The following is a 21,600-nucleotide window of genomic DNA, read 5'->3' as shown; positions in this document are numbered from 1 at the left end:
GGCCGGGCGCGCCGCCCTTGCCGGCACCCCGACCCCGGTCACACGGGGGCGTCCAGCGTGTAGCGCCGCTGGAACCCCAGGGCCACCGCCATCAGCACCGCCGGCAGCACGGTGAAGCCGACCAGCAGCGCGCTCAGCGCCGTACCGGACTGGGCGACGGGCTCGGCCTCCGTGCTCGCCGCGAAACCGCCGAGCGCCAGCACCGCCGAGTACAGATACGGCCCGATCGCCGTGCCCGTCGCCTCCGTCGCGGTCCACACCCCGGTGTACGCGCCCGCCTTCGACGAACCCGCCGCCTCCGCCGCCGCGACCGCGTCCGGCACCATCGAGAACGCGAAGAGCTGGAGCCCCGCGAAGGCCACGCCCATCACCATCACCACCACGGCCGTCACCGCCACGCCGGCCGCCCCGTCGAGCGAGGCCCCCGGCAGCAGCGCCAGCGATCCCGCCGCGAACACGCCCTGCGACAGCAGCAGTCCGCGCTGCTTCCCGAACCGCCGCGACCACGCCGTCCACAGCGGGCTCGCGAAGAGCGCGGGCGCGAGGAAGAGACCCATGAACAGGGCGGTCAGCCGGCTGTCCTCGAAGAGGTACGCGGTGACGTACGGCAGCGCCGCCAGGAACAGGTGCGTGGTCGTGCCCGTGAAGAGGTACGACACCACCAGCGCCCGGTAGTCCCGGTCCCGCCACGCCACCCGCAGATCGGCCAGGGCCGCGTGCCCGGCCCGCTCGTCCGGCACGCGGAACCCGCACGCGCCGGTGAGCCGCCGCACCCCCACCAGCGCGACCACCGCCGACACGCCCATCACCACCGCCAGGAGCAGCGCCATCCGGGTGTAGTCGCCCCGGCCGCCCGACGAGACCAGCGCCGGCGCGGCCACACCCGCCCCCAGCAACCCGAGCGTCAGCAGCACCATCCGGAACATGAAGACCCGGGTCCGCTCGTGGTAGCCCACCCGCAGATCGGACGGGGTCGTCAGATACGGCACCTGGAAGCCGGCGAAGAGCAGGTTGCCCACCATGAACCAGCAGCCCACCCAGAGCGCCGCCGGAGCCCCGGTCAGCGCCGGCGGCACGCTGAACACCGCCACCATCGCCACCCCCAGCAGCACCCCGGCGCGCATCATCCGCCGACGGTGCCCGAAGCGGCGGGCCTCCCGGTCGGACCGCGAACCCAGCAGCGGATGGACGACGACGTCGACCACCTTCGGCAACAGCAGCGTCAGCCCGGCCAGGAACGCGGGCACCCCGAGGACGTCGGTGAGGAAGTAGAGCAGCAGCAGACCGGGCACGGTCACCCACACGCCCATGCCGACCGAGCCGGAGGCGTACAGCGCGAGCGTCCCCCGCCCCGCCCGGGGCCCCGTCCCGGCGGCCCCGACCGCCGGGACCGGGGCGGTCACGACCGTCCCCCGTTCCGCTCCACCACACCCGCCGCGAGCGACGCCCCCGCGAAGGCACCGGCCGCCGCCCGCGCGGCGAGCGTCCTGGCCACGATCCGGTCGGTGAGCGACGGCAGGTGCCGGGCCAGGAAGAACTCCACCGCGCCCTTGCGGGTCGTCGTCACGTCCCGCCGGGGCCGGACCGCCAGCGCGGTCCGCGCGAGCGCGTCGACCACGCCCTCCAGCGGCTCGTACACGCTCATCCCCTCCAGGGACAGCCCCGCCGCCTTCGTCGAGTCGTGGATGGGGCTCCGCACCGCGGAGGGGTACACGCAGCTGACCGAGACATGGGTGCCGAGCTCCAGCCGCAGCGCGTCGGCGTAGGCCACCATCGCCCGCTTGGAGGCGCCGTACGCGGCGGCGAGCGGCAGCTGCATCACCGCCATCCGGGAGGCCACCATCACCACCCGGCCACGGGCCGCGACCAGCGCGCCCACGCACGCCGCCGTCACCCGCCAGGTACCGAGCAGGTTGATCTCCAGCTGGCGGCGGACCTCGTCGCCCGGGGCGTACTCGGCGGGCGCGGGCCCGCCGATCCCGGCGTTGTTCACCAGCACGTCGAGCCCGCCGAGGAGTTCCAGGGCCTCGGCGACGGCCGACGCCACCGAGGCGTCGTCGGTGACGTCGCAGCCGATCACCGGGAAGGGCTCGTCGCCCGTGGGCCGCAGGTCGAGCCCGACGACCCGCGCGCCGGCCCCGGCGAGCCGTGCGCCGAGGGCACGGCCGATGGTGCCCGACGCGCCGGTGACGAGGACGCGCCGGCCGCGCGGGTCGAGGCGCCGGCCGGAGGGGGAGAGGGTCATGCGGAAGCCTGCGCCTTCGTGGTCGGGGTGTGGACGGCGGCGCCGCGGGAGGCCCGGCGGACGCCCGCCCGGATCTCGCGGGGCAGCGCGGCGACGTACCGGTCGAAGTCGACCCGCATCATCGGGCGCCTGTTCCCCCACCGGCGCACGGCGGCGGCGCGGGCGCGCGCGACGGACGCCCGCTGCTCCTCCGGCGACGGCAGGGCGTACCGGCCGCCCAGGTACGCGGCGGCCAGCCTGGCCTGCGCCTCGACGACGGGCAGCGCCGCGCCGGTGGACTGCATCAGCCCGACGAAGGCGAGCGTCGGCTCGTCGAGGTGGAAGACCCGCTGGTAGAGCGGGAGTTCCTCGGGGTCCCGGCCGAGCCATTCGGGGCCGAGGAAGGGGACGGTGACGCGGTAGCCGGTCGCCCACACGATGACGTCGACGGGCTCGGCGGAGCCGTCGGCGAAGACCACCCGGCCGCCGTCGAGCCGCTCGACGCCCGGCCGGGCGACGACCTCGCCGTGGGTGAGCCGGTGCAGGATCGTGTCGCTGATCGTCGGGTGGTCCTGGAAGAGGCCCGCGGCCGGGCGCGGCAGCCCGTACCGTTCGGGCGTGCCCACCGCGAGCCGCAGGGCGGTCTGCGCGACGGCCTGCCGCAGCCGCCACGGCAGCACGGCGAGGGCGCCGCCGGTCGCGTCGGCGGGGCGGCCGAAGAGGTACTTGGGGACGATGTGGGTCCCGCGCCGGGCCGACAGCAGCACCGGCCCCTCGGAGACGTACGAGGCGTCGACGGCGAGGTCCATGGCGGAGTTGCCCATCCCGACGACGAGGACCCGCCGCCCGGCGAAGACCTCGGGGCTCCGGTAGTCGTGGGCGTGCGTCTGGACGCCGTCGAAGGTGCCGGGGTAGGCGGGGGAGGGCCATTTCGGGTCCCGGTTGTGGCCGTTGGCGACGACGACGGCGTCGTACGTCTCCGTGGCACCGCCGACCGCGACCTCCCAGTGCGCTCCCGCGCGGCGCACGGAGGTGACCTCGGCGCCGAACCGGGTGCGCCCGGTGACCCCGAACGCCTCGGCGTACTCCGCGAGGTAGCCCGCGACGAGCGCCGCCGACGGGAAGTCCGGCCACCGCTCCGGCATGGGGAAGTCGGCGAACTGGGTCCGCCCCTTGCTGGTGTTGAGGTGCAGGCTGTCGTACGCGGGGGACCCGCCGTCCGTGCCGCCGTCCGTACCGTCGCCCGGTTCGTCGCCCGCCCACAGGCCGCCGGGGCGCGAGCCCCGCTCCAGGACGGTCACGTCCAGGCCCTCGTCGAGCAGCGCCTTGGCCGCGGCGAGCCCCGCCGCTCCGGCGCCGATCACCGCCACCCTCGTCGTGCCCGTGTCCGTGCCCGTGCCCGTACCCGTGGCCGTGTCCGCGTCCCTGCCCCTGCCCCTGCTCATGCCCATGAGAGCGCCCTCCCTTCCTTCGAGGGCGCTCATTCAATCGAATGATGGAGAGCCGCGCAATCGTCTCTGACCTGCTCTTTCCTCCTCCAGCAGCTGATTGAATCCAGGCGGACACGTCCGGTAGCCTCGGGCGCATGAGCAGCCAGCCCGACGACGGCCACAGCCGCGAACGCATCCTGGCGGCCGCCACCCGGCTGTTCGCCGAGCGCGGCTACGACGCCACGAGCACCCGCGCGATCGGCGAGGCCGTCGGCCTCAACATCGCCACGGTCGCCTATCACGTCGGCGCCAAGCCCGAGCTGTACCGTGCCGTGATGCGCGGCGCCCACCTGGCCCAGCGGGAGGCCGTCACGGCCGCCCTGCACCGGCTCGCCGCGTGCGGTCCGACGCCGGAGGAGACCCGCGCCGCGCTCCTCGGCTTCGTCGACTCCTACCTGGCCTTCTGCCTCGAACACCCCGAGGTCCCGGCCCTGTGGATGCGCCGCTGGCTCGCGGAGGGAGGCGAACTGTCCGAGATCGAGACTGAGTTCGCCGGTCCGCTGGTCGCCGAGGTCGCCGCCGCCGTCCGCGCGGTGCTCGACCGCGCGGGCCTCGGCGCCGGAGCCGACGTCGAGCTGCTGGTCTTCACCATCGTGTGGACCGCGCACTCCTTCGGCCAGGCCGGCGTCATCGACGCCTCGGGCCGTCGCCTGGGCCCCCACGACCTGCCCACGCTGGACCGCTTCCGCCGCCACCTGCACGCCGTCGTGACCGGGGTCCTGGACCGCGCGGCCTGACCGGCCGGGGGCGAGGGGTCAGCGGACGGCCGCGAGCAGCCCGGCGATCTCGCGGAAGCCGCGCCGCTCGGCGTGCCCCAGCGCGGTGACGCCGTCGTGGTCCGGGAGGTGGGGAGCGGCGCCCGCGCTGATCAGCAGCTCCACGACCTCCTGGTGCGCGAGGCCTCCGTCACCGAGGATCACCGCCTCCAACAGGGCCGTCCAGCCGAGCCTGTTGACGTGGTCGACGTCGACGTCGGTGGCGTGGAGGACGGCCCGCACGTAGTCGACGTGGCCGCGTTCGGCGGCCGGGATGAGGCTGGTGCCGCCGAAGCGGTTGGTGAGCGTGACGTCGGGGGCCGGCCGGGCGGTCAGCAGCACCCGCATCATCGGGACGCTTCCGGTGACGCCGGTGACCAGCCACGGGGTGTCCTCGCGGTCGTCACGCGCGTTCGGATCGGCACCGGCCGCGACCAGGGCCGCGGCGGCCCTCACGCGGTCCCCGGCCGCGGCGAGCAGCAGCGGGGTGCGGTCGTGCTCGTCGCGGTGCTCCAGGCCGGCTCCGCCGGCGAGCGCCTCGCGCACGGCGTCGGCGTCGTCGTTCCGTACGGCGGCCCGAAGGGCCGGGTCGGCGGCGGACATGGGGTTCCTCCTCGGGAAGGGCGGGCGGCGCAGCGCGTGCGCGGCGGTCCTGATGCCCGTCCGCACGGCCACCGCGAACCCGGCCCGGACGCCGGCGCGGAGCCGGGCGGGGTCGAGGAGCGGGGGCCGTGCGGGACGGTGGACCGTGCGCGCCGCGGGTGTGGGGGCGGGGGGCGTGGGGGCGGGGGCGCCGCCCGGAGGACGCATCGGTGGCCCGGCGGTGCTACTCGGCGAGGGCGTCGACGCCGGCCTGGGCGAACTTCTGGCCGAGGCCGCCGGAGGGGGCGCCGGCGCCCAGGGCGACCAGGGCCGCGCCGCCGGTCAGGACACGGGCACGCTTCGGGATCTGCTTCATGGACGGACACTCCTCGGGGTGGACGGGGCGGGGGCGGCAGGCCCGGCGGTCGCCGGGGTCCGCGGACCGGGAGGCCCTCTCGCCGTCCCGCTCCGACATCCATCCTGGGCGCGACACGGGCACCTCTCCGTCGTCCCGGCGGCTACGGGACGGGGACGGACGGCCGAGGCGGGGATCGACCGATCGGTGGATACGCTCGAAGCCACCGCGGGCTCGTGTACCGGCATGCGGAAGCACGTCCTCTCCCCTTCGGGGGCCTCGCCGTCCTCGTCCGGTTCCCGCCGGAGGCCTTCGGCAGGTCCATGGAGGACGAGGAGCCCGCGGAGACCACCGGAAAGGAGACGCGCGCATGACCCTCGTCGTGCTCGTCAACCCCAACACCCACCGGGCCACCACCGAGATGATGGCCGCCATCGCCCGCCGCACCCTGCGCCCGCGGGACGGCTACGACGTCCGGGGCGTCACCGTCGCCGCCGGCCCGCCGATGCTCGTCGACGAGGAGGCCCTGCGGGCCTCGGCCCGCCACGTCCGCGAAGCGGTGGACGCCCTCCTCGCCGCCCCGGACGGCGGCGAGGTGGCGGCCCTCGTCGTCAGCGCCTTCGGGGACCCCGGGGTCGAGGACCTCCGCACCCGCACCGCCGTCCCCGTCGTCGGCATCGCCGAGGCCGCCCTGCGCGAGGCCGGCGCGGACGGCCGGCGCTTCGGGATCGCCACCACCACCCCCGGCCTGGCCGCCGCGATCGACGCCCGCGCCGCCCGCCTCGGCTGGTCCGCCCAGTACACCGGCGTCCGTCTCACCCCCGGCGACCCGAACCGACTGGCCGCGACCCCCGACGCGATGACGGAACTCCTGGCCGAAGCGGTGGACCGCTGTGTGAAGGAGGACGGCGCGGAAGCGGTCGTCATCGGCGGCGGCCCCCTCGGCGAGGCCGCCGAGGCCCTCCGCCACCGCTTTCCGGTGCCGGTCATCGGTCCGATCCCCGCCGCGGGCCGGGAGGTCCTGCGTCTCCTGACGCACGCCGCGTGAGCCGGGCGCTCCGGGCGGCGGGACGCCGTCACCCGGTCCGTACCCGCAGACGGCAGTCCGAGCGGGGGAGCTCCGGATGCGCGCCCCCGGCACCGACACGCCCTCCGGGACACCCGGCACGCCGACGGCCGGGGCCCGCGGGGGCCGGAGGAGTACGCGGCTCCGCCGAACGGGTGACAGTCACGCCCTGCCCGTGACACCCGCCCGGGCCCCGGCCGTTGCGGGGGCATGCGAATGACGTCCATGCTCGGGGTCGTGCTGACCGCCGTGTTCCTGGCCTCGGTCGCCCCCGGTCCCGCCGCCCCCGCCCGGCCGGCCCCGTGCGGCTACGAGGCCGACGGGAAGGTCCGCCTCCGCGGCGGCCCCGGCGACTCCCGTACCCCCCTGGGACTCCTGCGCGCGGGGGATACCGTCACGGTCTCCGGGGAGTCCGGCGACTGGTACCGCGTCAGCCTCGACGGGCGGTCCCGCTCCCACCCGCGCGCCGGCACGGAAGGATGGGCCGAGAAGCGGCACTTCACCCCCCGGGCGTGCACCCGCCGGAGCGGCTAGGCCGTCGCCGGAGCCCCCGCCCGGTGGTGCGCCGGGCGGGGGCTCCGACCCGGCCCCGGGTCACCCCGCGCGACCGCACCGCTCCGTGTCGATCTCGGTCAGCGACTCCTCGCGGTAGCGCGGGCCGTGCACGGTCGACGCGTCGAGGATCCGACCGGCCGCCTCCAGCACGTCGTCGGGGAGATCCAGGTCGAGCACCGACAGGTTCTCGCGCAGGTGGTCGACGGACCGGGTGCCGGGGAGGGCCACGACGTGCGAGCCCCGTGAGACGACCCAGGCCAGGGCCAGCCGGGCGAGGCCGACGCCCGCCTTCTCCGCCAGGGAGGCCAGCTCGGCCCGCAGGGCCAGGTTGGCCGGGTAGTGGCGGGCGTCGAAGCGGGGCATGCGGCGGCGGATGTCGGAGTCCGGCAGGGTGTCCGGGTCCGGCGGGGCGTCGGTGAGGAAGCCCCGGCCGAGCGGGCTGAACGCCACCAGGGCGACGCCGAGTTCGCGGGTGGCCGCCAGCGTGCCCTCCTCGGGGTTGCGCGACCAGAGGCTGTACTCGTTCTGCAGCGCGGCGACCGGGTGCACGGCGTGCGCCCGGCGCAGGGTCGCCGCGGACACCTCGGAGAGGCCGATCGCCCGCACCTTGCCCGCCGTGACGAGCTCGGCCATCGCCCCGACGCTCTCCTCGACCGGCACCGCGCGGTCGAGCCGGTGCAGGTAGTACAGGTCGATGACGTCGGTACGCAGCCGGGTCAGCGCCTCGTCGGCGGTGCGCCGGATCGTCTCCGGACGCCCGTCGATGACCCTGCGGCCGTCGACGCCGGTCATGCCGCACTTGCTGGCCAGCACGATCCGGTCCCGGTGGGCGGCGAGCACCCGGCCCACCAGCTCCTCGTTGGCGCCGAAGCCGTAGAGCGCGGCGGTGTCGAAGTGCGTGACGCCCTCCTCGACCGCGGTCAGGAGCAGCCGTTCGGCGGCCTCCGGCGTCGGTGCGACGCCGTACGCGTGGCTGAGGTTCATGCAGCCCAGGCCGACGGCCGGCACCTCGAAGGGCCCGATCCGGCGCGGGGCGGGCCCCGGGCCGGCGGGGGTCGCCGCGGTCACGCGGCGGCCACCGGGATCAGCCGCTCCTCCAGCGACGCCGGCGTGCGGTAGCACGCCAGGACCTGCGCGACGGAGGAGTGCGGCTCGCGGCCCTCGCGGATCGCGGCGACGAACTCGCGGTCCTGGAGCTCGATGCCGTCCCTCGCGATGCCCGGCTCGGGGTGGATCGGCCCCCGCGCGGCGTTGGCCCGCACGACCGGCGAACCGGTCCGGTACGCGAACAGGTCGACGGTGTGCGCCGCGTGGTGCCACAGCAGGTGGTCGGTCCAGGAGCGCGGCTCGCCCAGCGCGTCGAGGTTCCGGCGACGGAAGAAGTGCGTCTGCACGTCCATCTGCTGGATGTCGAACTCGCCCGCCTCGATCCGCCGGCGCACCCACGGGTGGCTGGGGTCGAAGCGGCGGGTGTGGCCCACCATCGCGACGAGCCCGGTGCGTTCCTGCGCCGCCACGCACGCCTCGGCGTCGGCGAGCGAGTCGCCGAGCGGGATCTCGACCTGGACGTGCTTGCCCGCTTCGAGGCAGGCCAGGGTCTGCGCGGCGTGCGTCTGGGTGGGGGCGGCGAGGACGACGGCGTCGACGTCGTCCATCGCCAGCACCTCGTCCAGGGAGGCGGCGGCGCGCCCGACGCCCTGTTCGGCGGCGAACTTCCGGGCCCGTTCGAGGCTGCTGCTCACGACCGCGGTCACCTCGACGCCCTCGATCAGGCGGAGCGCGGCCGCGTGCCTGGCGCCGAAGGCGCCACCGCCGGCCAGGGCGATCCGCAGGGTCCGGTGGTCGGTCATGTCACTCCTTCACGGCGGGCTCTTCGGCCCGGGGACGGTTTTCCAGGATCAGGTGTCCGACGGCGGTGTTGGACGCCGGTGTCGGACGCTGGTACATGGTAGAAGCGGTGCCGGACCTCGACCGAGCCGGAGCCGCCGGAGTTCCGTTCGGCGTCGGCGTCGGCATCGACGTCGACGTCGCTCAGGGCGCCCCGCGCGATCAGCCACATGACCAGCTCGACGCCCTCGGAGCCGGCCTCCTCGACGTACTCCAGGTGCGGCACCTCGACCAGCCGGTCGAGGAAGGCGTTGTCCCGCTCCCGGTCGATGAGGCCGGCGCGCGGCCCCTGGAGCTGGTGGCTCATGCCGCCGGTGCCCCACACCTGCGCCCCGAGCGGCCGGTCGTACGATTCGACCGCCCTGCGCAGCGCCTGCCCGAGCCTGAAGCAGCGGGCGCCGGACGGGACCGGGTACCGCACGACGTCGACTCGGCGTCCGCGACGACCGCGTCACCGGGGCGGACCAGGGCGTTGCCGCAGACCACGGGCACGTCGACCGAGGCGAGGGTGGCCTTGACCGTGCCCTTGGCGTTCACCGCGCGGGAGAAGACGGGGAAGTCCATCCCCTCCAGGTCGGCGACGTCGCGGACCGCGCCGATCATCTCGCCGGCGAAGAGGACGGACCGGCTGGGCACGACCCGGGTGAGCAGGTCGACGCCGGGCTGGTGGTAGACGCAGGTGTCGAAGAAGACGTTGCCGAGCAGTGCCTCCGGGTCCGGCCTGCCCAGCGCCCGCACCTCCGCGGGCGCCGTCGCCTACTCCACCGGCCCCAGTGGCACGGCCCTGATCGAGCTGCTCCACCACCTCGGCCTCGCCGACGCGCTCGCCGCCGCGCGGGGCATGACCAGGAGGTGACCGCATGCCCCGCACGCCGAGCGTTCACCCGGATACCGGGCAAAGTCAGGGCTACATCCAGGGGTAAATTCGATAGGGTCACAGTGGAGGTGGCGCCGTGCCCGAGGAAGGCGTTCTGTTCGAGGCCGTGGAGGCACTCCTGGCCGGCGGTCCCGAGTTCCCGCCGCCCGGCGAGCGGGCCAGGCTGCGGGTGGCCGCCGGTGTCACCCAGGCCGGTCTCGCCCGCGTCCTGGAGACCTCGACGCAGACGGTGAAGAACTGGGAGGCGGGACGCAGCGAACCCCGGCCGCCGCGCCGCGCCCCCTATCTGGCGCTGCTGGAGGGCTGGGCGAGGAGGTACCCGGCGGGTGAGGAGGCGGCCGAGCCCTCGAAGCCCGAGGCCCCGAAGCCCGAGGCCCCGAAGACCGAGGCGGCCCCGGCCCCTGCCGCCGCCCCCGCTTCCACCGCGGTGTCGGCCTCCACCCCGGCCCCGGTGAGGGGCGCGACGGGGGCCCCGTCGGGGCGACCGGCCGAGAAGTCCGCGACCGCCAGGACGTCCGCGACCGCCGAGCCGTCCGCGACCACCAAGGAGTCGGCGACCACCAAGGAGTCGGCGACCGCCAGGAAGGCCGCCGTCGGCAAGAGGGCCGCCGTCGCCAGGAGAACCGCCTCCGCCAGGAAGGCGGCCCCTGCCGCGTCGGCCGCCACGTCGACGGTCAGGCAGGCCGCACGGGCCGTCGACCCCCGCTTCGCCAACGGCCCCCTCGCAGTCATCGACGCCGCCGCCGCGGACACCGGCGCGAGCCCCGCGCGGGAGCCCGCCGCCCACTGCGTCGGCGGCCGCGTCCTCGACGTCCCCGCCCGCTCGCTGCCCGAACTGGTGGAGTGGGCGCTCACCGAGGCGCGGCTCGGCGCGCCCCGCCTGGACGGCGCGGGCTGGGACGCCGACCCCGTGCTCGTCCTGACCCGGTCCGCCCTCGAACACTACGGTCTCCCCGCCGAACTCACCGACGACGAGCGGATCGAGGGCCGCCTTCCGGCCGGCCACCCGGCGATCGAGGAGATCGAGCGGGCCGACTGGCGGCTGACCCGGCGAGGCTTCGGCCCGTGGGCCCGGATCTACCGGCCCGCCCAGGGCGGCCGCCGCCGCTGCGTCCAGCTGTGCATCCCGTCGTGGCGCGCGCTCGACACCCGCTCCTGGGGTGCCTCGGCCGACCTGCCGCCCGCCGCACTCGCCCGCGTACTGGGCCTGTACGCCTCCCGCGTCATCACCCCGCGCGGTTCGACGGCCGTCACCGGCCTGGAACTGATGACCGCCCTGCGCCCGCCGACCCGGGCCTCCGAACCGGACGAGGAGGGCCGTCGGCACAGCGTCCACCACGCCGGTTCGCTGGGCAAGGAGCCGATGGACCCGCCGCCGTGCGAGGCGGTCGACGGACACCCGGTCCTCGCGGACCTGCCCCGGTTCCATGTGCGGGGCCCCGAGGAGCGGATCTTCGAGGAGGCGTACGACTGGGCGCGGGAGCTGACGGACGAGGAGTGCCTGAAGCCCCACCTGGTCGGCATCGACGTCAACATGGCCTTCGGCGCCGCCGCGAACGGCGCGCTGGTCGGCCTCGCCGAGCCCCCCTTCCACACCGTCCGGCCGGAGTTCGACCCGGCGGTGCCGGGCTCGTGGCTGGTCGACCTGTCCCACGTGGACCTCTCCCGCGTCCGCGTCGGCGACGCGTGGGCACGGCTGCGCGGGGAGCTGCTGCCGAGTCCCTTCACCCCGACCGGCGAGACCCCGAAGGGCCCGGCCTGGTACGCCACCCCGACCGTGGCGTACGCCGTCGAACTGGGCTACCAGGTCGCCCCGGTGGAGGCGTGGCTGCGCCCGGAGGCGGGCCGCTACCTGGACGACTGGTACCGGCGGCTGCGGAACGCGTACGTGGCGACGATGGCGGACCTCGGCGTCGGCGTCGAGCTGACCGCCGCCGGGTACCTGGCGGCGATGGACGGGTACAAGGGCCGCGACCCCGAGGCGGCGACCGTCCTCGACGCGATCAAGAACACCGTCAAGGGCGGCATCGGCAAGCTCCAGGAGAAGGCGCGCGGCGACGGCTGGCGGCCCGGCAAGCCGTGGCCGGCGCTCGCCCGCCCGACCTGGCGCCCCGACATCCGCGCGGTCGTCGTCTCCCGGGCCAGGATCAACATGCACCGCAAGATGGTCGCGCTCGCGGCCGCCACCGGCGGCTATCCGGTCGCGGTCCTCTCCGACTGCGCGGTGTACGCCGCCGACGGCCCGTCCCCGCTCGACGTGCTGCCGTACACCCCCGAGGGCCGGACGATCCCCGGCTCCTTCCGCGTCGGGGTCTCCCCGGGCATGGTCAAGCACGAGGGCACCCGTACCCCGCTCTGGGCCGAGGAACTGCGCGAGGAGACGGGCGACCCGCGCCTGAACCTGGCCCGCTACATCAAGACCGGCGACCGTACCGGCCCGGACACGGGGGAGTAGGACGATGGTGGTGAGATCGGTCGGCGAGGGCCTGGACCGGGTCCTCGACAAGGCGATGACCCGCAGGCCGCCGCAGTCGGCGGGCGCGCAGGTGCGCTTCCTCGTCAAGCAGCTCAAGGGCACCAAGGCGGTCGCGCGGCTCCTCGGCGTCTCCCAGCGCACCGTCGAGCGGTACGTGAAGGGCGAGATCAAGCGGCCCCGCCCCGAACTCGCCGCCCGCATGAGGGAGGAGACCCGCAGGCGCTGGCAGCCGAGGGTCAAGGCGAAGGCGCGGCGGGTGGCCGGCACCACCGACGGCCTGATGATCGACGTGCGTGCCAGCCTCGGCTACGCCGCCCCGGCCGGCACCACCGACGAGGCCCGCGAACGCCACCTCACCCTCGCCCTCCCCCCGCACCACGCCGAACGCATCTTCGCCGCCCAGGCGCAGGGCGAGCACGACATGCGCAGGGCCGTCGCCGAAGCCCTCAGGGACGTCTACTTCCAGCAGCGAGGCACCCGCGCCACGAGCCTGGAGGAGGTCCGCATGCTGAACGTCGAACACATCGAGTTCGACCTGTGACCGCGATGCCGGCCGTCCGGCTGCGCGAGCACCAGGTCGCCGGGCTCGCCGCCATCCGGGCATGGACCGGGCGCGCCCGCGGCAGGGCGCCGCGACCCGACGGCGAGCGGGCCACGTACGTGTCGGCCACCGGCTCCGGCAAGACGTACACGGCCGCCTCCGCCGCCCTCCGGTGCTTCCCCGGCGGGCGGATCCTGGTCATGGTCCCGACCCTCGACCTGCTCGTGCAGACCGCCGCGGCCTGGCGCGGGATCGGCCACAGGGCCCCGATGGTCGCCGTCTGCTCGCTCGAACACGACGAGGTCCTCGACCGGCTCGGGGTGCGGGCCACGACCAACCCGATCCAGCTCGCCCTGTGGGCCGGCGGCGGCCCGGTCGTCGTCCTCGCCACGTACGCCTCGCTCGTCGACCGCGACGACCCGGACGATCCGACCGGTGTCCGGCAGGTCCGCGGACCGCTGGAGTCGGCGCTCGCCGGCGGGCCGCGGCTGTACGGGCAGCGGATGGAGGGCTTCGACCTGGCCGTCGTCGACGAGGCGCACGGCACGACCGGCGACCGGTCGCGTCCCTGGGCGGCGATCCACGACAACACCCGCGTCCCGGCCGCCTTCCGCCTCTACATGACCGCCACGCCCCGCGTCCTCGCCGCCCCGGGCGCGGGCGTGGAGGGGCTCGCGATCGCGTCGATGGAGAGCGACCCGGACGGCACCTACGGCGAGTGGATCCACGAACTGGGCCTGTCGGAGGCGATCAGCCGCGAGATCCTCGCCGCCTTCGAGATCGACGTCCTGGAGATCCGCGACCCGGACCCGGTCCTCGGCCTCTCGGAGGAGGCCCTGCGGGGCCGACGCCTCGCCCTGCTCCAGACCGCGCTCCTGGAGCACGCGGCCCGCCACGACCTGAAGACGGTGATGACCTTCCACCACCGGGTGGAGGAGGCCGAGGCGTTCGCCGCGCGACTCCCCCTGACCGCCGCCGCGTTGTACGCGACCGAGCCCACGCTCGACGCCCTGGCCGCCGCGGAGCGGATGCCTCGGTCGTCGATCGACGCCGGCCTCTACGACCTCGACCCCGGCCGCCACGTCCCACCCGACCGGGTCTGGGCGGCCTGGCTGTGCGGCGACCACCTCGTCGCCGAACGCCGCGAAGCCATCCGCCGGTTCGCCAACGGCATCGACGCGGAGGGCCGCCGCGTCCACCGCGCCTTCCTCGCCTCCGTACGCGTCCTCGGCGAAGGCGTCGACATCACGGGGGAGCGCGGCGTGGAGGCCGTCTGCTTCGCCGACACCCGCGGATCCCAGGTCGAACTCGTCCAGAACATCGGCCGCGCGCTGCGTCCCGACCCCGACGGCACCACCAAGACCGCCCGCGTCCTCGTCCCCGTCTTCCTCCAGGAGGGCGAGGACCCGGAGGACATGGTCGCCTCGGCGTCGTACGCCCCGCTGGTCGCCGTCCTCAACGGCCTGCGCTCCCACTCCGAACACCTCGTGGCCGGCCTCGCCTCCGGCGCCCGCACCCATGGAACCCGCACGGTCCACGTCCCCAGGGACGCGCACGGCCGCCCCACCGGCGAGGTCGACGCGCCGGACGGGCGGGGCGACCAGGAAGCCCGGTCCGATCGGGCCGATCACGCCGCCCAGGACCCCGGAGCCACCGCCGAGTCGCCCCTCCTGCGCTTCGCGACCCCGCGTGACCCGGCCACCGTCGCCGCCTTCCTCCGCACCCGCGTCTACCGCCCCGACTCCCTGGTGTGGCTGGAGGGCTACCAGGCCCTGCGCCGGTGGCGCGCCGCCCGCGGCATCGAGGGCCCGTACGCCGTCCCGTACGACACGGAGACCGAGCTCGGCGCGACCGGCGCGTTCCCGCTCGGCCGCTGGGTCCACCAGCAGCGCCGGAGCCACCGGGCCGGCACCCTGGAGCCGTACCGCAGGGAACGGCTCGACGACGAGGGCATGGTGTGGGAGCCCGGGGACGAGGCCTGGGAGACCAACCTGGCGGTCCTCCGCTCGTACCACCGGGTCCACGGCCACCTGGCCCCCCGCCAGGACGCCCGCTGGGGCGGGACCGGCGAGGACGCGATCGCCATCGGCCGCCTCGTGTCCAACCTGCGCCGCCCCGGGGCCCTCGGCAAGGACCCCGACCGCGCCACCGCGCGCGCCGCCCGGCTGGCGGCGCTCGACCCCGACTGGAACTGCCCCTGGCCGCTCGACTGGCAGCGCCAGTACCGCGTCCTCGCCCGGCTGGCCGCCGACGAACCCGACGGCCGCCTCCCCGACATCGCCCCCGGGGTCGTCTTCGACGGCGACGACCTGGGCGCCTGGCTCACCCGCCAGCTCCGCGCCTGGCCCCGACTCGCCGCCGAACAGCGCCACCGCCTCACCCTCCTGGGCGTGGCACCGTCCGCGCCCCGCACCGCCCCGCCGAAGGCGAGGCCCAGCGCGGCCTTCGAGCGCGGCGTCGAGGCGCTCGCCCAGTACGCCGCCCGGGAGGGCGCCGGCGCGACGCCCGCCCGCGGCCACGTCGAGACGCTGCTCGTGGACGGCGAGGAACACCGCCACAGGCTCGGCGTCTGGTACGCCAACACCCGGCAGCGGCGCGCCGCGCTGACCGCCGCCCAGCGCGAGACCCTGAGCGCCCTCGGCGTCGCCTGGGCGTGACCGCGGTCCGGCTCAGGTCAACGCCGGCCCCGGAACACCCGCAGGTCCGACACCTCGAAGGACATCTCGCTCGTCCCGGGGTCGGGCGCGGGGTGGTAGCGGCCCGCGCAGACGGAGAGGTTGACGATCAGGAAGGCGTGCCAGGACCGGCCGACCCCCCGCCCGTCGGCGAAGACCTTGGTGCCGTTCACCCACCACACCACGGACCGCGCCCCGAACTCGGTCCGCAGCTCCACCCACTCCCCGGGCCGCACGGCGGGCGACCGGTGGTAGTGATGGGTGCCCCGCACCCGGTTGGAGAGCTCCAGCAGATCCGGGTTGTCCGGGTGGTACTCGAAGACGTCGATCTCCTGCCCGCCGTCGCGCCACGTCCAGATCGCCGGCCAGGCCCCCGTCTCCGACGGCAGCCGCACCCGGGCCTCCAGCACGTCGCCCGCCCGCACCTCGAACCCCTCGCCGCTCCCCTCCGTCGTGAGCAGCCCGCTGTCCCACAGCCCGTCCCGCCGTCGGGTCGCCCGGAAGACCCCGGAGCGGCAGTAGGCGGGATCGTCCACCAGATGATCGAGCTTGTTGTCGAGGGGATTGACCGGCCCACCGTCCGGATAGGCCCAGGAACGTCCGGCGACCCACTGCGTGGCCGACCCGAAGTCGGCCACGAGGACGGGCTCGTCGAGCGGCGGCGGATGCGGTACCGACATGGTTGCTCCTCACGGTGCGGAACCGGCGACAGCGGTCACGCCATGACTCCCCGCTCTCGCACCCCACATGCGGAATCGCGGCTTCCTGTCCAGAACTCGTCACGGAGCCGTGGTCCGGCGGCGCGCCCGGAGGAGCGGAACTCACTCCCGTACGAGGCAGAACGGGTGCCCCGCCGGATCGGCGTACACCCGCCAACTCCGCTTCCCGTCCCCGTCGTCGAGGACGGTGGCACCCAGGGCGAGGACCTCGGCCTGAGCGCGGTCCAGGTCCGCCACGCCCAGGTCGAGGTGGAACTGCTGCGGGTGGGCGGGATCCGGCCAGCGCGGCGGCCGGTGCTCCGAAACGCGCTGGAAGGCCAGCACGAGCCCGCCGTCGCCGTGGAGCGTCGACCAGCCGTCGTCCAGCGACCACCGCGGATCGGGGCGGTCGACCTCGCCGCCGATCAACGACTGGTAGAACCGCGCGAGTTCCGCGACGTCAGGACAGTCCAGCACCACACACTGCAGCTTTCCGATCATGAGAGGCAGCCTAGAGGAGCGGCACCGGCACGCCCACCGGCCGCCGGCGTTCCGGGAACCGCAGCGGTGGGACGGGGCGTCCTGGGCGGCAGAACGCGGGGTGCCGCACGGGGCGGGGGATGCGGACGGGGATCCTGCCGCGGATCGGGGGCGGAGAACGGTGCGAGGACTGAAGGCAGGCGTGGTCCTGGGATGCGTCGTGCTGGCGGTGGCGTCCTGCGCGGACGCCGAGAGCCCGGCACGGACGCCGAAGACGGCGGCGGAGGGCGCGGCAGGCGCGGACGCGACCGCCTCGCCGCTCCCCACGCCGTCCGCCACCGGGACGTGGGGCGTGGCCGACGCCGGCGAACGGATACGGGCCGCCGCCACCGGTCGTGACGCGCCCGGCTCCCACGGGCTGTTGGTCGCCGCCGGGTCGACGGACGGGGCGCTCTTCGTCTGGGAGACCCCGGACGGGCGGTTCTGCCGCGGTGGGGCGGCGCGCACCGGGGCGACGATGGTGGCGTGCGCCGCGGACCCCGACTCGCCCCCGGTCGGGGACGCGCCGAGACTCGTCCGCCTGGCCGCCACGTCGGCCACGGGCTGGAACGTGGTCTTCGGCGCGGAACACGAGACGGTGGTGTCCGTCAGCTGCGACGGCGTGCCGGTCCGGGTGAGGGACGTCGGCGTCATGGCGGACGGCCGACGGTCGGTCCACGCCCTCGAGTTCCCCGATCTGACGGTCGGCACGGTCGGCGTGCGCGTGAGGAGGGGCTCCCGCGTCGTCACCGAGTCCCTCGAACTGCATCCGTTCGGGAAGGAGGACGCCGGGAGGTCCGCGTCGTGCGGAAAGCCCACGTCCTGAGCGCGGCGACGTCCCCGACGGCACGGTGGCGGCGGATGATCAGAGGGCCGACGCGGCCGAGGTGGCCGTCGTGCCCGAGCGGAGGGAGTCCGCCAGATAGCCCGCCAGGTCCGGGACCTCGGGGGCGAGGACGTGGCGGATCCAGGCGGCGCGTTCGTGGTCGAGGGGGGCCAGCTCCCAGACGCAGCCGATCCAGGAGCGTTCGCGGGCCGTGCCCGTGACGGGGACGAAGTGGGTGGGGTCGGTGTCGGGGCAGTCGAGGGCCGGCTGGCCGCCCGCGCCGCCCGCGAAGTGGAGCACGTTGTCCCACACCCAGCTGTAGACGTTGAGGTACGCGCCCGTGTCGCCGCCCCGGTGGAGGACGACGAAGCTCGCCGCCGGGGTGCCGTCCGGCTCCGGCAGCAGCTCGGGGAGCAGGGCGTAGGCCGCCTTCTCCACCTCGGGCTCGATGCCGGACGGGTCGGCCGTGACGTGGTAGCGCTTGACGTGTCGGCCGCCGATCTCGACGGGCGCCGGCACGATGAGGTTCTTCTCCGCGAAAGCCATGGCTGGACTGTAGGAGGACTTCACTGACACCTTGTGTCAGTGAAGTCGAGCCGTCTGCTGACGATCCTGCTCCTCCTGGAGACGCGCGGCCGGATGACCGCCGCCGAACTCGCCGAGGAGCTGGAGGTCTCCGTCCGCACCGTCTACCGGGACGTCGAGGCGCTGCACACCGCCGGCGTGCCGCTGTACGGCGACGCCGGGCACAGCGGCGGCTACCGGCTGCTCGCCGGACGCCGCTCCCGCCTCACCGGCCTGTACGCACGCGAGGCCGAGGCGCTGGTCCTCGCCGGACTGCCCGTCGCCGCCGACGAGCTCGGCCTCGGCCGCCACTTCGCCGACGCCCGGCTGAAGCTGCGCGCCGCCCTGCCCGCCCCGCTGCGCGAGCACGTCGACCGGCTGCGCACCCGCTTCCACATCGACGCCCCCGGCTGGTACGCGGAGGACGCCGACGCCCCCTTCCTGCCGCAGGTCGCCGAGGCCGTACGCGCCGGGCGGGTGCTCGCCGTCCGCTACCGGCGCTGGAAGGAACCGACCGACGTCGACCGGCGGCTCGCACCGTACGGCCTGGTGCTCAAGGCGGGCCGCTGGTACCTCGTCGCCGGGCCCGGCCCGCGGACGTACCGGGTCGACCAGATCCTCGACCTGACGGTCACCGACGAGGAGGCGGACGTCCCCGCCGGCTTCGACCTCGCCGCGCACTGGCGGGCGAGCCGGCGGGACTTCCACGCCCGTCTCCACCAGGGCGAGGCCGTCGTCCGGATCTCCCCCCGCGGCGCCGCCCGCCTCACCGGCGCCGCCGCCCGCGCCCTCGCCGAGAACGGTGTCGCCGAACCCGACGGGTGGACCCGCGCCACCCTCCCCGTCGAGAGCCCCGACCACGCCCACGCCACCCTCCTCGCCCTGGGCGCCGAGGTGGAGGTCCTCGCCCCGGACGACCTCCGCGACCGCGTCGCGGCCACGGTCCGGACCCTGGCGGCCCGGTACGGCTGAACCGGACCTCCCGGCTCCGACACGTCCGGAAGTCACTTGCGCGTCCTCGCCGACTGGGCGAAGGTCGGCGGACCCGACGACGAAAGCGGAGCCGATGTCCACCCCCACCCCTCCCGACCACCGGACCCACCCCGACGGCGTCGACCACGGACTGGTCCGGGCGGCCGCGCACGTCGCCCGTACGCGGTGCCGGGGCGACAACCACACCATGGCCGCCGCCGGGCGCGCCCGGGACGGCCGGATCGTCACCGCCGTGAACGCCTACCACTTCACGGGAGGCCCCTGCGCCGAACTCGTCCTCGTCGGCGCGGCCGCCGCTCAGGGCGTCTACGACCTGCGGACGGTCGTCGCCGTGGGCGACGGCGACCGGGGCGTCGTCCCTCCCTGCGGCCGCTGCCGCCAGGTGATGCTCGACTACTTCCCCGGCGTGGAGGTCGTCGTCGGCGGCGGCGACCGCCTCCGCGCCGTGCCCATCGCCGAGCTGCTGCCGGAGAGCTACGTCTGGGCCGACCACCAGCTCGCCCCCGAGTAGGGAGCGCCCCCCGTCACTCCGGACGGCTGAAACGGCGGGTCGCCCACGTCAGGGCCAGCACCCCGGCCGCCAGGAGCAGGCCCGCTTCCAGGAGGAGGGGCGGTTGCCGGCCCGCCCATTCGACGCCGCCGGCGGCAGCCTGTCCGGGCACCCGGAGGCCGATCGAGCGGCGCAGGACGTCCACGCCGTACGCGAGGGGGTTGGCGGCCGCCAGTGCCCGGGCCCAGCCGGGCAGCGACGCCAGGGGGAAGAAGCCGCCGGAGAGCAGGAGCAGCGGCATCATCACCAGGCCCAGCAGCGTGTGGAAGATCTCCGGGCCGCGCAGGCCCACCGCCAGGGCCAGGGAGAACGCGGTGATGGTGAAGGAGGCGAGGACCATGCCGCCGAGGAGCAGCGCGAGCAGCACCGGGTCGTACGGCAGGCCGACCGCGCCGGCCAGGAGGAGCAGCACGGCGCCCTGGACCGTGGCCACCAGGGTGCCGCCGGCGCAGCTGCCCAGAAGCAGGGTGGCGCGGCTGACGGGGGCCATGAGGAGCTCCCGGAGATAGCCGCTCTGCCGGTCGGTGATCAGCCGGATGCCGACCATGATCGCCGGGGTCTGCACGGTCATCATCAGCATGCCGGGGAAGAGGTACGCCTGGTAGCCGACGCCCAGCGAGGCGGCGGGGATCAGCGCCGCCAGGCCACCGCCCAGGATGAAGAGGTACAGCACCGGGTGGAGCAGCATCAGCGCGGTGGGGACCCGCTGGCAGGCGAGGCGGAGCAGATCGCGGTGGACCAGGGCGTGCGTCGCGCGCAGTTCGCGCCGGAGGCGGGGGAACCGCCCCGTGTCGGCACCGGTGCCCGCGCCGCCGGCCGTCCGGGTGAGCGTCGTCATCGCCCTCCGTCCCCCTCCGGGGTCATGCTGCGGCCGGTGTGGTGGAAGAAGACGTCGTCGAGGGTGGGCGGGGTGGCGGAGGCGGTGTGCACCGCGATGCCGTCGGCGCCGAGCGCCGCGCACAGCCGGGGGATCCAGGCGCTGCCGTCGGGGACGCGCAGCCACAGCCCGTCCGCGTCGACGGTGACGGACCGGCCGGGCGGCGCGAGCAGCTCCACGACCCGCCGCGCGCCCTCGTCGTCGCTCGTGCGCAGCGCCACCCGGTCGTCCCCGATCGCGGCCTTCACCTCGTGCGGGGTGCCCTGCGCCACCAGTCGGCCCCGGTCGATGATGGCGAGGCGGTCGCAGTGCTCCGCCTCGTCCAGGTAGTGGGTGGTGACGAAGAGCGTGCTGCCGTGCCGGTCGCGCAGCGTCCGCAGGTGGTCCCGGACGACGGCGCGGGCGTGCGGGTCGAGGCCCGTGGTCGGCTCGTCGAGGAAGAGCACGCCAGGGGAGTGCAGCAGCTGGCGGGCGAGCTCCAGACGGCGCCGCATGCCGCCCGACAGGGTGCGGACGGGGGCGCGGCGCCGGTCGGAGAGACCGGCGACGTCGAGGGCCTCGGCCGTGCGGCGGCGGACGTCGCCCCGGCGCAGCCCGTACAGGCGGGCGTGGATGCGCAGGTTCTGCTCGGCCGTCAGGTCCGCGTCGAGGGCGCTGTGCTGGAAGAGCAGCCCGACCCTGCTCCGCACCCGGTCGGGCTCGGTGAGCACGTCGGCGCCCGCCACCGTCGCGCTGCCGGAGGTGGGGCGGGTGAGGGCGCACAGCATCGCGATGGTGGTGGACTTCCCGGCGCCGTTGGGGCCCAGGAACGCGAAGGTCTCGCCCTGGCGCACGTCCAGGTCGAGCCCGCGCACCGCGTGGGTGAGGGTGCCGTCCGGCCCCCGGTAGCTCTTGACCAGGCCACGGGTGCGGACGGCGGACGAGGGAGGGGCGGCCGGCGGGTCGGGCCTCGGGTGCGGCGCGGCGGCGCGGGGGGACTCGTGGTCACCGGTGTGCAGCGGCATGGGTCTGGTCCTCGTCGGTGGGGGGCGCCCGCCCGGGCGGGCGGTCCGCGACCTCACCCCGGCCGGTGGCTGCCCGGGACAGCCAC

Annotated in this window: 23 protein-coding genes and 1 pseudogene; 10 read left to right on the top strand and 14 right to left on the bottom strand. The window is 75.6% G+C overall.

Translation table 11 applies throughout. From position 1 onward, the window contains the following. Window positions 1-38: 38 nt before the first annotated feature. Genes ACFQ8C_RS27850 through ACFQ8C_RS27840 form a run of 3 tightly spaced genes read right to left on the bottom strand, consistent with a single transcriptional unit; the run spans window position 39 to window position 3,675 of the window. Window positions 39-1,403, bottom strand: coding sequence for an MFS transporter (locus ACFQ8C_RS27850; RefSeq protein WP_383462423.1), 1,365 nt, complete (start codon window positions 1,401-1,403; stop codon window positions 39-41). Further along, complete coding sequence (locus tag ACFQ8C_RS27845; protein ID WP_383462422.1) at window positions 1,400-2,245, bottom strand: SDR family NAD(P)-dependent oxidoreductase; 846 nt, start codon at window positions 2,243-2,245, stop codon at window positions 1,400-1,402. Before ACFQ8C_RS27845 ends, ACFQ8C_RS27850 begins: the two co-directional genes overlap by 4 nt. Further along, entirely contained in the window at window positions 2,242-3,675 is a 1,434-nt protein-coding gene (locus tag ACFQ8C_RS27840; protein ID WP_383462420.1) for a flavin-containing monooxygenase, read from the bottom strand. Before ACFQ8C_RS27840 ends, ACFQ8C_RS27845 begins: the two co-directional genes overlap by 4 nt. Before the next feature lie 134 nt (window positions 3,676-3,809). Here ACFQ8C_RS27840 and ACFQ8C_RS27835 point away from each other — a divergent pair, with 134 nt between their 5' ends. Further along, a complete protein-coding gene (locus ACFQ8C_RS27835) occupies window positions 3,810-4,451 on the top strand; it encodes a TetR/AcrR family transcriptional regulator (protein ID WP_383462419.1) in 642 nt (213 codons plus the stop codon). A gap of 18 nt (window positions 4,452-4,469) precedes the next feature. Here ACFQ8C_RS27835 and ACFQ8C_RS27830 read toward each other — a convergent pair whose 3' ends face one another. Beyond that, on the bottom strand, window positions 4,470-5,072 hold the full coding sequence (locus ACFQ8C_RS27830; RefSeq protein ID WP_383462437.1) for an ankyrin repeat domain-containing protein: 603 nt from the start codon (window positions 5,070-5,072) through the stop codon (window positions 4,470-4,472). Between the two features lie 223 nt (window positions 5,073-5,295). Further along, window positions 5,296-5,427 carry a hypothetical protein gene (locus tag ACFQ8C_RS27825; protein WP_383462418.1) on the bottom strand — a complete coding sequence of 44 codons (132 nt, stop codon included), beginning with the start codon at window positions 5,425-5,427 and terminating at the stop codon, window positions 5,296-5,298. Window positions 5,428-5,776: 349 nt separating this feature from the next. On the opposite strand from ACFQ8C_RS27825, the gene ACFQ8C_RS27820 reads away from it, so the two are divergent. Both ACFQ8C_RS27820 and ACFQ8C_RS27815 read left to right on the top strand, forming a co-directional pair. After that, window positions 5,777-6,454, top strand: coding sequence for an aspartate/glutamate racemase family protein (locus ACFQ8C_RS27820; protein WP_383462416.1), 678 nt, complete (start codon window positions 5,777-5,779; stop codon window positions 6,452-6,454). Between the two features lie 255 nt (window positions 6,455-6,709). Then, entirely contained in the window at window positions 6,710-7,006 is a 297-nt protein-coding gene (locus tag ACFQ8C_RS27815; RefSeq protein WP_383462415.1) for an SH3 domain-containing protein, read from the top strand. 60 nt (window positions 7,007-7,066) lie between these two features. Here the strand turns inward: ACFQ8C_RS27815 and ACFQ8C_RS27810 are convergent, their stop codons facing one another. From ACFQ8C_RS27810 to ACFQ8C_RS27795, 4 genes and pseudogenes are all read right to left on the bottom strand, one after another. Continuing rightward, window positions 7,067-8,095 (bottom strand): aldo/keto reductase, encoded by a 1,029-nt coding sequence (locus tag ACFQ8C_RS27810; RefSeq protein ID WP_383462413.1) that lies wholly within the window; start codon window positions 8,093-8,095, stop codon window positions 7,067-7,069. Then, window positions 8,092-8,877 carry a Gfo/Idh/MocA family oxidoreductase gene (locus ACFQ8C_RS27805; RefSeq protein WP_383462412.1) on the bottom strand — a complete coding sequence of 262 codons (786 nt, stop codon included), beginning with the start codon at window positions 8,875-8,877 and terminating at the stop codon, window positions 8,092-8,094. Before ACFQ8C_RS27805 ends, ACFQ8C_RS27810 begins: the two co-directional genes overlap by 4 nt. Further along, window positions 8,874-9,335, bottom strand: a complete 462-nt coding sequence (locus tag ACFQ8C_RS27800; RefSeq protein WP_383462410.1) for a hypothetical protein — start codon at window positions 9,333-9,335, stop codon at window positions 8,874-8,876. The genes ACFQ8C_RS27805 and ACFQ8C_RS27800 overlap by 4 nt, the downstream gene beginning before the upstream one ends. Window positions 9,336-9,342: 7 nt before the next feature. Continuing rightward, window positions 9,343-9,511 (bottom strand): annotated as a pseudogene (locus tag ACFQ8C_RS27795) (4-carboxy-4-hydroxy-2-oxoadipate aldolase/oxaloacetate decarboxylase); the annotation flags it as partial. Window positions 9,512-9,608: 97 nt separating this feature from the next. Between ACFQ8C_RS27795 and ACFQ8C_RS27790 the strand changes: the two are divergent. From ACFQ8C_RS27790 to ACFQ8C_RS27775, 4 genes are all read left to right on the top strand, one after another. After that, on the top strand, window positions 9,609-9,770 hold the full coding sequence (locus tag ACFQ8C_RS27790; protein WP_383462409.1) for a hypothetical protein: 162 nt from the start codon (window positions 9,609-9,611) through the stop codon (window positions 9,768-9,770). A 97-nt stretch (window positions 9,771-9,867) separates the two neighbouring features. Next, on the top strand, window positions 9,868-12,246 hold the full coding sequence (gene tap, locus ACFQ8C_RS27785; RefSeq protein ID WP_383462407.1) for a telomere-associated protein Tap: 2,379 nt from the start codon (window positions 9,868-9,870) through the stop codon (window positions 12,244-12,246). 10 nt (window positions 12,247-12,256) lie between these two features. Beyond that, window positions 12,257-12,808 (top strand): telomere-protecting terminal protein Tpg, encoded by a 552-nt coding sequence (gene tpg, locus ACFQ8C_RS27780; RefSeq protein ID WP_383462436.1) that lies wholly within the window; start codon window positions 12,257-12,259, stop codon window positions 12,806-12,808. Between the two features lie 5 nt (window positions 12,809-12,813). Next, window positions 12,814-15,465 (top strand): Helicase associated domain protein, encoded by a 2,652-nt coding sequence (locus tag ACFQ8C_RS27775; protein ID WP_383462434.1) that lies wholly within the window; start codon window positions 12,814-12,816, stop codon window positions 15,463-15,465. Between the two features lie 17 nt (window positions 15,466-15,482). On the opposite strand, the gene ACFQ8C_RS27770 is transcribed toward ACFQ8C_RS27775, so the two are convergent. Both ACFQ8C_RS27770 and ACFQ8C_RS27765 read right to left on the bottom strand, forming a co-directional pair. Further along, the gene (locus tag ACFQ8C_RS27770) at window positions 15,483-16,163 is read right to left on the bottom strand and encodes a beta-glucanase (protein WP_383462405.1); all 681 of its coding nucleotides are present in this window, start codon (window positions 16,161-16,163) and stop codon (window positions 15,483-15,485) included. A 141-nt stretch (window positions 16,164-16,304) separates the two neighbouring features. After that, entirely contained in the window at window positions 16,305-16,682 is a 378-nt protein-coding gene (locus tag ACFQ8C_RS27765; protein WP_383462403.1) for a VOC family protein, read from the bottom strand. A gap of 181 nt (window positions 16,683-16,863) precedes the next feature. On the opposite strand from ACFQ8C_RS27765, the gene ACFQ8C_RS27760 reads away from it, so the two are divergent. Beyond that, complete coding sequence (locus tag ACFQ8C_RS27760) at window positions 16,864-17,526, top strand: hypothetical protein (protein WP_383462401.1); 663 nt, start codon at window positions 16,864-16,866, stop codon at window positions 17,524-17,526. A gap of 39 nt (window positions 17,527-17,565) precedes the next feature. Here the strand turns inward: ACFQ8C_RS27760 and ACFQ8C_RS27755 are convergent, their stop codons facing one another. Then, a complete protein-coding gene (locus ACFQ8C_RS27755; RefSeq protein ID WP_383462400.1) occupies window positions 17,566-18,072 on the bottom strand; it encodes a hypothetical protein in 507 nt (168 codons plus the stop codon). Between the two features lie 39 nt (window positions 18,073-18,111). Between ACFQ8C_RS27755 and ACFQ8C_RS27750 the strand changes: the two genes are divergently transcribed. After that, a complete protein-coding gene (locus ACFQ8C_RS27750; protein WP_383462398.1) occupies window positions 18,112-19,062 on the top strand; it encodes a helix-turn-helix transcriptional regulator in 951 nt (316 codons plus the stop codon). A gap of 94 nt (window positions 19,063-19,156) precedes the next feature. Beyond that, window positions 19,157-19,594, top strand: a complete 438-nt coding sequence (locus tag ACFQ8C_RS27745; RefSeq protein WP_383462396.1) for a cytidine deaminase family protein — start codon at window positions 19,157-19,159, stop codon at window positions 19,592-19,594. Between the two features lie 13 nt (window positions 19,595-19,607). Here ACFQ8C_RS27745 and ACFQ8C_RS27740 read toward each other — a convergent pair whose 3' ends face one another. Together ACFQ8C_RS27740 and ACFQ8C_RS27735 are read right to left on the bottom strand one after the other, a co-directional pair. After that, window positions 19,608-20,471, bottom strand: coding sequence for an ABC transporter permease (locus ACFQ8C_RS27740; protein WP_383462394.1), 864 nt, complete (start codon window positions 20,469-20,471; stop codon window positions 19,608-19,610). Further along, the gene (locus tag ACFQ8C_RS27735) at window positions 20,468-21,514 is read right to left on the bottom strand and encodes an ATP-binding cassette domain-containing protein (RefSeq protein ID WP_383462393.1); all 1,047 of its coding nucleotides are present in this window, start codon (window positions 21,512-21,514) and stop codon (window positions 20,468-20,470) included. Before ACFQ8C_RS27735 ends, ACFQ8C_RS27740 begins: the two co-directional genes overlap by 4 nt. Between the last annotated feature and the right edge of the window lie 86 nt (window positions 21,515-21,600).

Source organism: Streptomyces sp. NPDC056503 (assembly GCF_042794995.1).
Taxonomy (GTDB): domain Bacteria; phylum Actinomycetota; class Actinomycetes; order Streptomycetales; family Streptomycetaceae; genus Streptomyces.
This window is presented reverse-complemented; position numbering and strand designations above follow the sequence as displayed.